The organism is Megamonas rupellensis DSM 19944 (assembly GCF_000378365.1).
Classification (GTDB): domain Bacteria; phylum Bacillota; class Negativicutes; order Selenomonadales; family Selenomonadaceae; genus Megamonas; species Megamonas funiformis.
On record NZ_KB899596.1, the window covers coordinates 1 to 13,440 of the forward strand.

Sequence of the window (13,440 nt, forward strand, 5' to 3'; positions counted from 1 at the left end):
AAAAGATAGATAGATACTATCCAAGTTCGCAAATTTGCCATGTTTGTGGTACAAAAAATCCTGAAACTAAAAATTTGGCAGTTCGTGAGTGGATTTGCGCAAAGTGCAAAACCAGCCACGATAGAGATAGAAATGCTGCTATAAATATATGGAAGGTTGGGGCATCAACCTTCTTTGGAGAGATATAGTAAGACCTGCTATTTTAGTAGGCAAGTATCGTTTGTATCCAAGAATCCCCTGCATTTAGGCATGGGGAGTATGTCAATAAGGGGCAGAAAAATAGGCAGTGTATAATACAATTCCACCTTTTCCATATGGGATGGTAATGAACTACCTCCACTAGAACTAAGAAAATCTCGACAGCGTGTAAGTAAATCCAAATAATATGAGTCGATTTGGAACGCTAAAGAAGTTTCTTTTAATGAACTAAATAAGCTAAATATTATTTCAATTCTCTTAATTAAATCTCTACTAGGTTCTGCCCAAAAGTGAGCTTTATGTTCCCCTGTTGGCAATCTCTCATTCATTATTCTAAAAAGCCTAACCAAATCATAATGTAAGGTCATAAGCGTTTCCCGAAGTTTTTGATTCTTAAACGATATATATAAATCGGAGTATTCTGCATTTATTTGACTACACGCTAATAATTCTCTATACTGTGATTCAATATAATTTTCAATATTCATATTAGTTTCACCGCTTCAAACTTTGTTTTATAATATTATACAATTTCATAATCGACAATTATTCCAAAGCACCGGGCAGGGGGCTGTATGTCCTCTGCGTCTGGTGCTATTTTCTACCTTAGGGATGTCAACAGTCTTATAATAAAGTGCTACTTCATATTCTTATCCACGGTCAGCTCATCGAACATGGGGTATAGTGCTCAATCATCCTTTCTATGACACACTTCTCACCCACGATGGTTGCTTTAATCGTAGCACTGTTCAGCAATATTTCCTGTTCGTCTATCCCTTAAATACTCCAATCATAGGGATTTATTCAGCATACCACAAAAGCGCCGAAAATACCACTATCAAAAGAATTATTCTACGCATTTTGAAGCCCGCTCTAATGGGGATAGGATAATTTGTCTTATCTGCTCGTCGACTATATACCGGGAAAACCTAAAAAAAGCAGACGTTACGGAGCTCTAAATCTCTTATAAAGAAGAAATATCTTCCCAACTATATGTCATTCGGGAAATATCATCTATTTTCAATAGCAACCATTCTTCTGTTTGCCCAATGCTTGAAACAGCCGAAACAAGGGTAGCTGTAATTAGGTTTCCTTCTTCTAATTTTAGAGATTTTATCATTTCACATTGTGGTAATGTTAAATCAACCACCACTGAAAGGTGCCTATTTAGATCAAACAATGTCATCTCGTGGAAATACTCTGAAATGTCTATTTCATTAACATAGTAAACCGACACAAAGAGCATATTCTCTACATCGGGGCTAATTTGTAAATTGATGTCTTTTGTTTGATGCAGAATATTTCTATGTTTGTATAGGTATTCTCTTAAAATCGATTTTTCTTCTTTAACAAAATCCGCAATAAGATCTTCCTCACTTCTATCATTTACTTCAACTGATAACGGATGTAAGCAAATCTTGTACTGCTCAATCATATCAAAGGCATGTTGCTCTAATTCGTCTTCGGTCAACTGCTTAAAGGAAGTATTGTAGTGCATACAATCATTTCGCAATTTTCGAACAATATGTAATGCATCCTTTATGTCGCTTGTAATTACTCCAGCTTTATACAGTTTATTTATTCGCTTTTCTTGAGTTTTTACATCTACAAGTTTATATTCTGTTACTAAATACCTACAATATTCTTCGCAAGCAATTCCAACAACTGCAATTGTTCCCGTATAAAAACCAAAACTATATAGTTGCTCTGCTTCTTTCAACAGATCCAAAAATTTTTCTTCTTGAGGAAGAAATCCTATGTCATTTAACTTGTACCAACGTTCTACAATTTTCTCTGCGTTTCGAGCGACTTTTTCTTGAATAATACCAATCAAAGCTTTTTTATCTCTGTCTACGTAAGCCTGCCGATCAGCATCTGGAATATCAGGATATTTATTTTTAATAAAATCAATATACATCATAGCACCTCTCAATTCACAAAAAATAATAGGATTACTTTCATTACATAACGAAAATAAAATTTTGTCATCTGCAATCGATGATACAAGAAACTTTGCTTTTCTTGTTGTAGATTATAGCAATTTCAAAAGAAGTTACAAGGATAAACGTTGCAGCGGCTGTCCTTGTAACTTCTTTTTTCATTGCTTTATTTAAGCTGCGAAAAGCAGTAAAAAATAATCGCATAGATAGTTTCTATTTATTTTTGAAGATTACTTTGCACAGTAGATAAAGTACCAGATGGATCTACTTTTTGTAGAACTCTCTGTACTGCGGCATCAGCTACAACCTGACCTATTTTTTCCATTTGACTTGCTTGACTGCCTACTATTCCGGTTCCCTGTCCCAAACTGTCTATACCTCCAGCAAGACTATCCATTGAAAGAGCTAAATTACCTTCAACTTTTGCACCTTTTAATACATCCGATTTTTGTCTAATCGTCATGAAGAAATCTCCCACGCCGCTACTAGTGGAATATCTTTCATCATAATCGACAACAAAGGCAGTATCTAAAGTAATTCGGCGGAAGCACTGCCCTCCATGATTAAATTCTACTGTAACAGTTCTGTATACATCCTCTTCCTCAGGCGGTATCATTGACCATTCAAACAATTTTACTGTTTGGCTATTGAGGCTGCCATTATCATCCGCTTGCAATTTCCCTGCAATTTGAAGCGTTAAACACATCTGCGTTGACTTTGCCCGTACATTATTCGGCGTATCAAGTGAAGCCGTTACCATTTGTACAATATTTTCGCCATAAAAAAGCGATTCATTTCCTTCGATTTTTAAAGTGAAGCCCATAATAAATCATCCTTTTATTTTTTTATATACCTTAAAGAAGCTAACATAAACTCTTTTAATAAAAATAGTACTATTTGCAAAGCTATTGTTAATAAACATATAAATAACGTACTAAATATAAATATTATTATATCTATTATTATTCGTTTCAAAGATAATAGAGGATATATAAATAAATCATTAAAATAATATTTATAATAAAGCTCAAATATAAATGAAAACATATTTTGAATAGGAACATCTCTAACTTCATATAAAGTAACAATATCTTTACTCATAAAGAGTATAACATTAAAAGAAAGTAATAATAATCTTTCTTTTAATGTTATACACGTTAGCAAGACAATCCACAAATAAAATAATATATTCTCCCAATATCCTATTTGAGACTCTTTTATACCTAAAGGATAAAAGACACCAGTATTAAATTTTATATATTCATTTATAAATAAAATTCCTTCTATTATAAGGCATAAAATAAATACAAAAATATTATATTTGAAGGACAATTTTATAAGTGCTGTGCTTCTTATGAATTCTTTCAAGATATCACCTCACTTAAAAACTGTTCCACCATTGTTCCAGTTCTTCAACTGGAGAAGTAGCATTTAATTTATTCCAACCATTACCGTTAGGATACTCTGTAACTTCAACTAATATATTATCTGTACCATCATAAGTACTAGTACTTTTTATTAATTTAAAAAGTGCAATATCTTCTCTGCCAACATCAATACATCCAGCTGAACCAATAGTTTTTCCTCCATGTAGGTAAAATTCTGAACGATGTCCATCCCTATTTGGGTACATTAGTTTTTGAGGATGCAATTTTATTTATTATTTGAAAAAATTACTATTTGTATCTATCAATATTAATAAAACTTATTTTTTTATTTTATTTACAAACATAATAATATATCCTTTTATCAAAAAAAGTATCACTTGTATTATTATCGTTAATACAAGCATAAATAATGTAAAAAAAATCAAACCAATACAATTTGTAAAAATTCTTCCTATATATATAAATGGATATTCAAAAATATTCTCTATAAAATAAAAATAATTTGCACTCAATATTTTGATAATTACATCTTGTATAGGAATAGGACTAGATATATACAATGTAATTATATCTTGTTCCATAAAAATAAAAATATAAACTAATAATAAAAATAACCGTTTTCCCCAAGGAAGAAATGTTATTAATATTATCCATGAAATAAATAATATATTATCCCAAACTCCAATCTGATTTGGAAGATTTCCTAATGGATAAAAATTGCCATTTGTAAAATTCACATAACTATTCATACATAATAAAATTTGCACAATAAAACAATATATGAATATATAATTCAATCGTTTAGGCGATATATTAATTATTATTAAATCATTCAAATAATTTTTCAAAATAATACCTCTAACTTTATAAATCATTCCACCATCGTTGAAGTTCTTCTATTGGTGAATTTGCTTTTAAATATTCCCAACCTGGCTTATTTGGAGTATCCGTAACTTCAACTAAAATATTATCTGTTCCATCATAAGTACTAGTTTTTTGAATTAAATTAAAAAGCTCAACATCTTTTCTACCAACATCAATACATCCAGCAGAACCTATATTTTTTCCACCATGAAGAAAAAAATCTGATCTATGTCCATCTCTCCCTGGATATTTAAATATATATGGATGTAATTTTACACGATATGAACCCCAATCACCTTGTATAGCATTTCTAACAACATAATGCGCATATGTTTTGGCATAATTAACAACATTTTCTTTTTTATTCCAATAATATACATCACTAATTTCTGAAGGATATATAATATACCAACCTGGTGGTATTGGTCCCATATTTTCAATAGATGGGTCAGATATACCAGGTCTTCCTGTTGAAGCCCTAAAATTTGCTATTCCCGTTCCATAATTGAATATTAGCCAACCATTTTTTAATACCATATATCGAAATGCCATTGATAACTCCTTTCATTTTTTTATACTTAATATCAAGCTATTTATCAGATATCACTTGCGCACCTTGATACATTCCGGGCATGTTGCTGCTGCCTGCTGCGTTTTCAGCCTTAGCGTTTTGTGCTTCTGTTGCAGCCGCTATACCGCTTTCCACAAAGTCAGTCATCATTTCGGATAATTTTGAAGTTATATTTACATCTTCTGCCGGCATTATAATAGATATTGTTCCACCTTCTTTCGGCGTATCAAGTGAAGCCGTTACCATCTGTACAATATTCTCGCCATAAAAAAGCGACTCATTTCCTTCGATTTTTAAAGTAAAGCCCATAATAGTTAATTCCTTTCGATATATTTTCTTTTTATTTTTTTTATTAGATATAATCCAACGTACAAGCCTAGAATTGGCATATATATTTCTATAACCATTATTAATGTTAAAATTATAAATTTTATTATTCGTCCAAAACAAAATAAAGGTTTTTGTACTATATTTTCAAAAAAATACCAGTAATATGATTGTAAAGAATATATAATATAATCTTTAACATATATATCATTGACATCTATATTTTTAGCAGATACATATAAATAAAGTATTTCATCATTATAAGAAATTAATACATATAAAAATATTAAAAATAAACTTTTATATTTAGGCATTATTAATAACAATAGCCACATTAAATAGTAAAGTTCTTTTCCCCATTGTTCAACTGGCACATCGTTTTTATTAATTAAATTATATGTGCCTATATTTAAATTTATGTTTAGATACATCCAAAGAATAATCTGAAAAATAAGACATAACCAAAAAGCTAAGGAACGTATTGTATTGATTTTTTTCATTATATATTTTCCCACCAAGTTTGTAGATTTTCCAAAAAAGAATCGGATTTTAAATTTTCCCATCCTTCTTTGTTAGGATGTTCTGTAACAATAACTAAAATATTATCTGTTCCGTCATTGGTATTAGTTTTCTCTATTAAAGAAAATAATTCAACATCTTGATTACCAACATCGATACAACCTGCTGAACCTAGATTTTTCCCACCGTGAAGAAAAAATTCTGAACGATGACCATCTCTATTTGGATACATTAATTTTTGAGGATGTAATTTTACACGATAATAACCCCAATCTCCTACCCAATTTCTCATAGTATAATCTCGTTTAATTCTTTCATATTGAAAAGTTCCTTCTTTATATTTTCAATAGATGGGTCAGATATACCAGGTCTTCCTGTTGAAGCCCTAAAATTTGCTATTCCCGTTCCATAATTGAATATTAGCCAACCATTTTTTAATACCATATATCGATATCACTTGCGCACCTTGATACATTCCGGGCATGTTGCTGCTGCCTGCTGCGTTTTCAGCCTTAGCGTTTTGTGCTTCTGTTGCAGCCGCTATACCGCTTTCCACAAAGTCAGTCATCATTTCGGATAATTTTGAAGTTATATTTACATCTTCTGCCGGCATTATAATAGATATTGTTCCACCTTCTTTCGGCGTATCAAGTGAAGCCGTTACCATCTGTACAATATTTTCACCATAAAAAAGCGATTCATTTCCTTCGATTTTTAAAGTAAAGCCCATAATAAATAAATCCTTTCTTTGAAATATAAAATAATATTTTTATAATTAATAATATAAGAAACAAAATGAGGAAAATAAATATGATACTGTATATCGGTTCATATTTATTTTCTAAGAAATAACTGAATATAGCCGATAACTTTTCATTATAGTATTGTAATAAATTATTCCCGCAATTATTAAGCAGTGCCTGTATGGGAAAATATTCAATATCAAGAGTAATGTCTTCTTTCGGATATTGAAATGTTCTGTCTGCAGGATAATCATTAAACAAAGAAAAACCTGTAGCACAAAGAAATATCGGTATCGACATTTTCACAAATGAAAGTTTTGATAACAGTACCAGCCATATAAAAATAAATATGCCGCCTATCCAGCCGGTTTCATTTGTCCCCGATGGATATATATGCAGAAACATTTTCTCATCCAAATACGGAATAGGTTCAAAAAAAGTCTGTATGCATAAACATATATAAAACAATTGTGCATAAACCAATTTAAAGAACTTCTTTACAAGGATAGCATAATCCATAGGCATATCTTCCTGCTTTGCATTTTTTCTTAAAAGTTTTATAAAGGCAAATGTTCCTTCAAAAAACAGATAAAGACAATATATAAATAAAATATTTTCCAATATCTGCATACCAACGATATATACACTTTGCCAAAACATAGGCTCTAATAGACTATCACCAAAAGAAAATAACAGACAACCTAATATTCCGTTATAAAATAATTCAGAAAGAGCAAATTGGTTTACTCCTTCGCTAAGTGCCCTGACAAACATGAGTAATTTTAACTCCATACCGAAAGCACAAAAAAACATAAGAAAAAATTTTTTTACTTTAGGAACAAATATCAATAATATAAACCAAATAAGCCATAAGAAAAGAGTACATATTGCCAGTTGTCCCTTCCCTAATGAAGAATGTGCTGATACATAATATATTCCAGTAAAAATGTCTAATCCCGATAAAATCCATGCTAATAACTGTAGACATAAACAAATCCACCAAGCATTTTTACACAATATACACAGCATTTGTTCAAGTTTATTCGTCATCACATATTTTCCCAACCTAATCTATTCGGAGTATCCGTAACCTCTACTAAAATATCATCTGTGCCATCATATTTGTTGGTTTTTATTATTAATTGAAAAAAGTCTCTTTCATTTCCATCAACGTCAATACAACCAGCAGAGCCTTCCCTTATTCCTCCATGAATGAAAAACCCAAAACGTTGTTGTTGAGCAGGTACATTATATTTTAACTTTAATTTGTGTAATTCGACATTATAATGTCCCCAATCGCCTTTTTGGTTAAGATTTCTATAACGGTTTTCTTTATATAAATAAGCTCCATATCTGCTCAAAAGTCCAGCTTTTATATAAAAAGATGAAGGGTCTTTTAAAGTATATTCATAGTCATAATCATTAATTTCGTTTGGTTTTAGTATATACCATCCTGGTGGTATAGGACCTTGATTTGCAATATTGGGGTCAGTAACTCCAGGTAAACCTGTTGTTGCTGGAAAAGATTTTATTAATTCACCATTGATATAAAAATATAATATACCTCTATCTAAAATAATTTCTCGACGATACATAAAATCCCTTTCTTTACTTATCTTTAATTACCTGTGCGCCTTGATACATTCCAGGCATAAGACTGCTGCATTTTCTGCATGGGCATTTTCTGCTTCCGTTGCAGCCGCGATGCCGCTTTCCACAAAATCAGTCATCATTTCGGATAATTTTGAAGTTATATTTACATCTTCTGCCGGCATTATAATAGATATCGTTCCGCCTTCTTTACACGGAAGAATACTGTCCTGCATAAGTGCCGGTGCTCCGTCAATAATATGTTTTTTATTAACATTTTGCCATGCTTTATCTACTGTATTCGGCTTGCATTTTCCCTTTATGGCGCATTTGCCGTATGAGGGAATATTAATTTCCGGATAGTGGTCATTAGCATTTAACAGTGGTTTATCATGATAAATAACGCCGTGGTCCGGATTTATCGTAAGCGGTTTTTCCTCACTGCCTTTATCGCATTTGGACATTTAAGATATGGTACGTAAGAAAAAGCGACTCATTTCCTTCGATTTTTAAAGTAAAGCCCATAATAAATCATCCTCTTGTTTTCTTCCATTTCATAGCGTAGACCTTCAGCGTCATAACGGTTGATTTGAACCTGCCCAGTGGTAGTTTCAACTCTTGTTACCCTATTGAATGCGTCGTTTTTATATATTCTCTCGCCGTCGTTCATCAGGTTTCCGGCATTATCGTAGATATAATGTTTCGCCGTTGTGCCTGTAGGCTGCTGGAATACCTGCCGTATTAAGCGGTTCCGCTTGTCATAAAGGTAATGCTCTGTTACATCGTTGACTATTCGTTTGCTTCTGTTACCGGCTTTATCGTAGAAGAGCTGTTCCTCGTAGTCAGGATATTTTACATTGGTGAGCTGGTTTATGCTGTCATACGTATAATACGTTATACCCCGTAACTGCTGTTTTTCAGTGCGGTTGCCGTTACGGTCGTAAGCATATTTATTTTGAGCAAGAACTTCTCCGTTGAAATTGATATCTAATTCTATGAGGTTCTTATCCGTATCATAGCCGTATAAATTCTTCATGCCGTTGGCACTTACAGCTTCTTTTATCGTGCCGTCATCGTTGTATTTAAAGGCGGTGATACATTTTCCACCATCATGAATTTCTAAAAGCTGGTCAAGTTCGTCGTAGATATACTCCGTCGTTTTGCCTGTTACATCTGTCTGCTTTATTTTGTTGCCGTTTAAATCATATTCATAACTTAACAAGCGTTTGCCGCTGGCAGATTTTTCTTTTAGATTGTAAAGATGTTATTCTTATTCCTGTCCGGATGATACTTCAAAACGAGCTTGCGATATGCCTTTTTTATTTCCGCATCTGTAGCATTTTCCGAAACACCCAATACTTCATAAGGATTTTTCATGCTCATTCTCCTTCCTCATTTCTATACTTATATGCAAATTTCCTCTATTTTAAAATTTGTTATGTATCAGGCTCTCAAAGAGAGCCTTCAAAATTTATAAAAAATAATCATCCACAATCCCAAGTATACAAAACATGAGTAAAATCGCAGATTTTCAGTTTTTCAGGTTCTATAAAAAAATTTGCTACACCTCCATCGCCCCAACAAATTTCATCTTTTGTTGTAGGAAATAAACCACTATCTATTTGTAAAAGTAATGTAGTATAATTCTTATAATAATTATTATCTCGTAAATCATATTGTTCAAAATGAGGATAACCACCTATTCGATGACCTTCCTCATTAAAATTTTCTAATAATTTACAAAAAAAACTATTGTTTATATCATGTATATCACGTAAACTATTAATTTTTTCATTAGTATATTTTTTATATATATTTGACAAAATCTTATCAAATCTAAAATCATCTGTTGTTATTGGTTGTTTAACTAACTTACTTGTTAAAGCAAACTCACCATCAAAAGGAAAACAATTTGCATCATCATATATTAAATTAGGTACATCAAAATTTAACATATCCTTATTTTTAATTATATTAGGATGATATATAACACGAAATCCTGCTGTATTTAATGGTTCATCAAAATCTGCACCATATTCTGATGTTGTCGCTACAAAAAATTGTAATATACCTTTTTGAGGAAAATTTGGTAGAATCGGTAATTGTTCAAAATTTAATTGTGCTAATAACCTTAATGGTTCATTATTTTCTACAGGTAATTCAAAAGGATATTCAAAATTTCTAGGCATATAAGGAATACCACCTAATTTACTATCGAACACAGAACAATTTTTCCGTTCACATTTGAGTTCAATAGATAATAGTTCTGTTTGATGTTTTAATTCCTCAATAATCATATTTTCTAATTTTTCTGTTAACATATAAATTTTCACCTTCAAAAATAAATTAAATTTTATTTTTAGTCTTCCATTTACATAATACACATTTTGCCGTTATAGCATAATAACCATATTTTCCATGATTATTTAATTCTTCTTTTAAAGCATTCAAAACATTTAATGCTTTTTTATTATATCTATCTATGTGTAATAAAAAAACTGCAACTCTTAATTTTACATACTTATCTGCTACATTTAAAAATGGCTCTAATGCTTCTACTTTATCTATTTTTTCTAATTCTTGATATGCTTTTGACATTTTATTCATTTCTCTATTAGCATTTCTAATATCACCTTTTTCTAAAAATTCACCTTGTAACTTTGCAGCATTTATAAAATCATTAACAAGTTTTACACAAATTATATTATCCATCATTTACCATACCTTTTCTAAAAAACAGCAAAAATCTTCCAACATTGTTACTTATATATAATTTTTTATTTTAATTCCCAATGACCCTTTTTAGCATTCCATACTAAATCTCCATATTTATTAAGTCTATTTATACCAAAAGATACTTGTTGATCTGCTGATAAATTATTAACATAATCTCTAACTTTTCCTCCAGTATACACACTCATATCTTTAGAATTATAATATCCTGTTATCTGCCTATGAACACTACCTTTACCATTTTCTAAAGGAACTATATTTTGTTTATTATGAATAAATTCTGGAGAATATTTTTTCATATTAGTAGAATTTTGTTCAATAATATGATGATATGCTGTATTTTTCCCAGGCATTTCATCTTTTAATTTAGGTAGATTAGATTTCAAATTCTTAAATGAACTATATCCTGTATCCTTTGGTACAATTACATTATCTGCAAATATAAAATCAACATGTATTTCTTTTTGTGATTTATTTATCGGATTTTTACTTTTTGGACCACTACAAGCAGCATATCCACTAGGGTCATAATAGATTACAGGGTTATTATCACAGTAGGTATAGAGATTTAAGCTATCGCCACGGTAGACATCCTCCTGCGTAAATCTAGCAATTACTGGATTATAATATCTTGCTCTTAGATAATACTGCTGAGTTATCTGGTCAAACTGCTGTCCTGTATAGAGATATCTATTTGGAATTATTTCTTCACAGGTAGTGAGATTGCCCCATGCGTCATAATCGTATTTATTACAGATTTTATCTTCATCTGTAATAAATATGGTACTTCCCTGTTCGTCGCTTGCATAGTGATACCATGTTTTTTCTGGTTCACTTTCACTTGCCCACAGGTCATAACTACGAATTAATCGCTTGATATCGCTATCAGATTGTTCAACAACGACTTCTCTATTTTCATTGAAGATGAATTGAACAAGCTTTTTGTTCATTTCATAACTCTATTTTAAAATTTGTTATGTATCAGGCTCTCAAAAGAGAGCCTATAAAAATTAACTATCCTACATATTTAAAATCAAAATTTTATAATTTACTTTATTAAACTATGTTAAACTAATTTAGTTATACTACAATAAACTATTATTCACCATATAAATCATAATCTTCTTTAGCGTCCAATATTCTCTCAAATAAAAATTGTAGAAAATTTTCATTTCTTGGTTCTATTATTCCTGTTACTTTTTCAAAAAATACTACAGGACATTCATTATTTGCCATATTATTTGTATCTAAGCAATATACATATTCATCGCAATTTTCAATAACAACATATTCATTTTTTAACTTATAATATTTTCTATTTCTTTTTGTTTCTTTTATTACATTTGTAAAAATACCATTACTACTTCCTAAAATATTAATACCATATATTCCTCCTTGTCCAAAATTTTTTAAAAACCACTTATAACTATTAGGAAATTTAACATTTAATTCCTTTTCCATAGAATATATATCTTTTTCTTCTATACCACCTAAAAATAAGGCATCAATATAATTTTCTTTTATAAAATTATATAAAAATTTTTCTGTAACAAAAGTAATTAATAGTTTTTTGTATAAAAATTCTAAAAAGTTGTAATTTGTATAAAAAACTTTATATATTTCTTTATTATAAATTACTACAGGACATTCATTATTTTTCATTTTTTTTATGTCCAAACAATATATATTTTCTTTAGTATCATCAAAAATACCAATTACTACATAATCTTTAGATAAAAAATTTTTTCTATATTTCTTAGTTTGTTCAACTACTGATAATATTTTATTTTTATCATATCCAAAAATTTTTATATTATTTATTTTACATGCTCCAAACTCCTTTAAAAACCATTTATAACTTTCTGGTAAAATCAAATTTAATGTATCTTCTATATACTTTATATATTTCTCATCCATATCTCCTGTAAAAAAAACTTTTGATTTATTATTATTTAACAATTTTATTATCGAATCCTTTATCATAAAGCTCACTTACTCCTATAAACTTATTTTATGTTCTTAACACGCCATCTCCAATATTTTCTTCTAAAATTATTATATTGTTTATTTAATACAGGATTTCTTCTAAAACTTTTTCCATTCTCAACTAATCCATGTAATATACCAGAATATTTATCATGTGTACTAGCAGGAATTTCTACCATTGCACCTGGTTCTCTTTGCGTTAAATGATGCAATTCTATCAATGTTCTATCGTTTGCATATGGTGATTGACCTTTCAATGCTAAATCTCTATTTGTTACTCCTGGTATAATTTCTAAATCCCAATCAATATCATTTCTTTGATATACTCTTCGGCTAACATCTCGTACATTTCCTTTAATATTGACAGTACCTTTATACTCTACAGGAGTATATTTTTTTTCTAATGGATTCTTTAATTGTGGACCACAAGCCGCATATCCACTAGGATCATAATAAATTATAGGGTTATTATCACAGTAGGTATAGAGATTTAAGCCATCGCCACGGTAGATATCTTCTTGAGTAAATCTAGCAATTACTGGATTATAATACCTTGCTCTTAGATAATACTGCTGAGTTAT

21 protein-coding genes are annotated in these 13,440 nt (G+C 30.3%); 1 reads left to right on the forward strand and 20 read right to left on the reverse strand.

Going from position 1 to position 13,440, the window contains the following annotated elements; genetic code table 11:
- Positions 1–188 (forward strand): zinc ribbon domain-containing protein (locus tag F553_RS11860; protein WP_018999904.1); only part of this gene is annotated, 188 nt, incomplete at its 5' end.
- Between the two features lie 974 nt (positions 189–1,162).
- Here F553_RS11860 and F553_RS11865 read toward each other — a convergent pair.
- From F553_RS11865 to F553_RS11890, 20 genes are all read right to left on the reverse strand, one after another.
- Positions 1,163–2,116 (reverse strand): DUF4145 domain-containing protein, encoded by a 954-nt coding sequence (locus F553_RS11865; RefSeq protein WP_018999906.1) that lies wholly within the window; start codon positions 2,114–2,116, stop codon positions 1,163–1,165.
- Between the two features lie 239 nt (positions 2,117–2,355).
- Positions 2,356–2,961, reverse strand: a complete 606-nt coding sequence (locus F553_RS0109430) for a hypothetical protein (protein ID WP_018999907.1) — start codon at positions 2,959–2,961, stop codon at positions 2,356–2,358.
- A 14-nt stretch (positions 2,962–2,975) separates the two neighbouring features.
- Positions 2,976–3,506 carry a hypothetical protein gene (locus F553_RS0109435; RefSeq protein WP_018999908.1) on the reverse strand — a complete coding sequence of 177 codons (531 nt, stop codon included), beginning with the start codon at positions 3,504–3,506 and terminating at the stop codon, positions 2,976–2,978.
- Positions 3,507–3,519: 13 nt separating this feature from the next.
- Positions 3,520–3,771: a hypothetical protein gene (locus F553_RS0109440; protein ID WP_083912165.1), complete on the reverse strand. Its 252-nt coding sequence runs from the start codon at positions 3,769–3,771 to the stop codon at positions 3,520–3,522.
- 72 nt (positions 3,772–3,843) lie between these two features.
- Entirely contained in the window at positions 3,844–4,374 is a 531-nt protein-coding gene (locus F553_RS0109445) for a hypothetical protein (protein ID WP_156809631.1), read from the reverse strand.
- 16 nt (positions 4,375–4,390) lie between these two features.
- On the reverse strand, positions 4,391–4,942 hold the full coding sequence (locus tag F553_RS12685) for a L,D-transpeptidase family protein (protein ID WP_018999911.1): 552 nt from the start codon (positions 4,940–4,942) through the stop codon (positions 4,391–4,393).
- Positions 4,943–4,979: 37 nt separating this feature from the next.
- A complete protein-coding gene (locus F553_RS0109455) occupies positions 4,980–5,270 on the reverse strand; it encodes a hypothetical protein (RefSeq protein WP_018999912.1) in 291 nt (96 codons plus the stop codon).
- Between the two features lie 5 nt (positions 5,271–5,275).
- Entirely contained in the window at positions 5,276–5,788 is a 513-nt protein-coding gene (locus F553_RS0109460; RefSeq protein WP_018999913.1) for a hypothetical protein, read from the reverse strand.
- Positions 5,788–6,099, reverse strand: coding sequence for a hypothetical protein (locus tag F553_RS0109465; protein ID WP_018999914.1), 312 nt, complete (start codon positions 6,097–6,099; stop codon positions 5,788–5,790). The genes F553_RS0109460 and F553_RS0109465 overlap by 1 nt, the downstream gene beginning before the upstream one ends.
- A 93-nt stretch (positions 6,100–6,192) precedes the next feature.
- Positions 6,193–6,537, reverse strand: a complete 345-nt coding sequence (locus tag F553_RS0109470; RefSeq protein ID WP_018999915.1) for a hypothetical protein — start codon at positions 6,535–6,537, stop codon at positions 6,193–6,195.
- The gene (locus tag F553_RS0109475) at positions 6,506–7,600 is read right to left on the reverse strand and encodes a hypothetical protein (protein ID WP_018999916.1); all 1,095 of its coding nucleotides are present in this window, start codon (positions 7,598–7,600) and stop codon (positions 6,506–6,508) included. Before F553_RS0109475 ends, F553_RS0109470 begins: the two co-directional genes overlap by 32 nt.
- On the reverse strand, positions 7,600–8,145 hold the full coding sequence (locus tag F553_RS12510; RefSeq protein WP_018999917.1) for a L,D-transpeptidase: 546 nt from the start codon (positions 8,143–8,145) through the stop codon (positions 7,600–7,602). The genes F553_RS0109475 and F553_RS12510 overlap by 1 nt, the downstream gene beginning before the upstream one ends.
- Positions 8,146–8,172: 27 nt before the next feature.
- The gene (locus F553_RS0109485) at positions 8,173–8,604 is read right to left on the reverse strand and encodes a DUF4280 domain-containing protein (protein WP_018999918.1); all 432 of its coding nucleotides are present in this window, start codon (positions 8,602–8,604) and stop codon (positions 8,173–8,175) included.
- A gap of 29 nt (positions 8,605–8,633) precedes the next feature.
- Complete coding sequence (locus F553_RS0109490; RefSeq protein WP_020614809.1) at positions 8,634–9,362, reverse strand: RHS repeat domain-containing protein; 729 nt, start codon at positions 9,360–9,362, stop codon at positions 8,634–8,636.
- A gap of 26 nt (positions 9,363–9,388) precedes the next feature.
- Positions 9,389–9,523, reverse strand: coding sequence for a DnaJ domain-containing protein (locus tag F553_RS12350; RefSeq protein WP_083912164.1), 135 nt, complete (start codon positions 9,521–9,523; stop codon positions 9,389–9,391).
- Between the two features lie 101 nt (positions 9,524–9,624).
- Positions 9,625–10,461, reverse strand: coding sequence for a YwqG family protein (locus F553_RS11880; RefSeq protein ID WP_018999920.1), 837 nt, complete (start codon positions 10,459–10,461; stop codon positions 9,625–9,627).
- A gap of 25 nt (positions 10,462–10,486) precedes the next feature.
- Positions 10,487–10,855, reverse strand: coding sequence for a hypothetical protein (locus F553_RS0109505; RefSeq protein WP_018999921.1), 369 nt, complete (start codon positions 10,853–10,855; stop codon positions 10,487–10,489).
- Between the two features lie 62 nt (positions 10,856–10,917).
- A complete protein-coding gene (locus F553_RS12690) occupies positions 10,918–11,823 on the reverse strand; it encodes an RHS repeat-associated core domain-containing protein (protein WP_020614810.1) in 906 nt (301 codons plus the stop codon).
- A gap of 148 nt (positions 11,824–11,971) precedes the next feature.
- The gene (locus F553_RS12480) at positions 11,972–12,832 is read right to left on the reverse strand and encodes an SMI1/KNR4 family protein (protein WP_167319316.1); all 861 of its coding nucleotides are present in this window, start codon (positions 12,830–12,832) and stop codon (positions 11,972–11,974) included.
- A 47-nt stretch (positions 12,833–12,879) separates the two neighbouring features.
- A partial coding sequence (locus F553_RS11890) for an HNH/ENDO VII family nuclease (protein ID WP_279625125.1) occupies positions 12,880–13,440 on the reverse strand: 561 nt, incomplete at its 5' end.

What these genes read in the sequence shown, in the direction of transcription:
- F553_RS11865 (WP_018999906.1), bottom strand. Translation starts at nt 2,116, where the DNA reads ATGTATATTGATTTTATTAAAAATAAATATCCTGATATTCCAGATGCT.
- F553_RS0109430 (WP_018999907.1), bottom strand. Translation starts at nt 2,961, where the DNA reads ATGGGCTTCACTTTAAAAATCGAAGGAAATGAATCGCTTTTTTATGGC.
- F553_RS0109440 (WP_083912165.1), bottom strand. Translation starts at nt 3,771, where the DNA reads ATGTACCCAAATAGGGATGGACATCGTTCAGAATTTTACCTACATGGA.
- F553_RS12685 (WP_018999911.1), bottom strand. Translation starts at nt 4,942, where the DNA reads ATGGCATTTCGATATATGGTATTAAAAAATGGTTGGCTAATATTCAAT.
- F553_RS0109455 (WP_018999912.1), bottom strand. Translation starts at nt 5,270, where the DNA reads ATGGGCTTTACTTTAAAAATCGAAGGAAATGAGTCGCTTTTTTATGGC.
- F553_RS0109460 (WP_018999913.1), bottom strand. Translation starts at nt 5,788, where the DNA reads ATGAAAAAAATCAATACAATACGTTCCTTAGCTTTTTGGTTATGTCTT.
- F553_RS0109465 (WP_018999914.1), bottom strand. Translation starts at nt 6,099, where the DNA reads ATGAGAAATTGGGTAGGAGATTGGGGTTATTATCGTGTAAAATTACAT.
- F553_RS0109470 (WP_018999915.1), bottom strand. Translation starts at nt 6,537, where the DNA reads ATGGGCTTTACTTTAAAAATCGAAGGAAATGAATCGCTTTTTTATGGT.
- F553_RS0109475 (WP_018999916.1), bottom strand. Translation starts at nt 7,600, where the DNA reads ATGACGAATAAACTTGAACAAATGCTGTGTATATTGTGTAAAAATGCT.
- F553_RS12510 (WP_018999917.1), bottom strand. Translation starts at nt 8,145, where the DNA reads ATGTATCGTCGAGAAATTATTTTAGATAGAGGTATATTATATTTTTAT.
- F553_RS0109485 (WP_018999918.1), bottom strand. Translation starts at nt 8,604, where the DNA reads ATGTCCAAATGCGATAAAGGCAGTGAGGAAAAACCGCTTACGATAAAT.
- F553_RS12350 (WP_083912164.1), bottom strand. Translation starts at nt 9,523, where the DNA reads ATGAGCATGAAAAATCCTTATGAAGTATTGGGTGTTTCGGAAAATGCT.
- F553_RS11880 (WP_018999920.1), bottom strand. Translation starts at nt 10,461, where the DNA reads ATGTTAACAGAAAAATTAGAAAATATGATTATTGAGGAATTAAAACAT.
- F553_RS0109505 (WP_018999921.1), bottom strand. Translation starts at nt 10,855, where the DNA reads ATGATGGATAATATAATTTGTGTAAAACTTGTTAATGATTTTATAAAT.
- F553_RS12690 (WP_020614810.1), bottom strand. Translation starts at nt 11,823, where the DNA reads ATGAACAAAAAGCTTGTTCAATTCATCTTCAATGAAAATAGAGAAGTC.